Source organism: Pseudomonas sp. 05N434, assembly GCF_056396965.1.
On record NZ_JBFTMK010001138.1, the window covers coordinates 1 to 446 of the forward strand.

General features: G+C 58.9%; 1 pseudogene. It reads right to left on the reverse strand.

What is annotated here, in order from left to right:
• Positions 1–446 (reverse strand): annotated as a pseudogene (locus AC1DLB_RS32110) (propionyl-CoA--succinate CoA transferase); the annotation flags it as partial.

A 446-nucleotide genomic window follows, 5' to 3' on the forward strand; every position in this document is an offset into this window, starting at 1 on the left:
CTTCAAATGGCGAGTCGATCAAGCCGCACATCACCGAATTGGCGATGGTGCCGATTCCGGCTTGCAGTGGGCCGAGTTTGTTGGTCATGCGACCGGCAGCCACTTCTTGCTTGAAGAAGTCGATCAGGTGGTCGGCGATGGCCTGGGTGTCCACATCCGGCGGCAGCACAGTAGAGGGCGAGTCGGATTGATTAGTGATCACGATCGCGACGATTTTTTCCGGCGGTATCGGGATGGCAGTGCTGCCGATACGGTCATCGACCTTCACCAGTGGAATCGGCGTGCGGGTCGGCCGGTAGGTAGGGRTATAGATGTCGTGCAAGCCTTCGAGATTCGGGTTGTGCGCCAGATTGATCTCGACGATCACGTGTTTGGCGAAAATCGCGAAGCTGGCCGAGTTGCCCACCGAGGTGGTCGGCACGATATGGCCCTGCTCGGTGATCGCC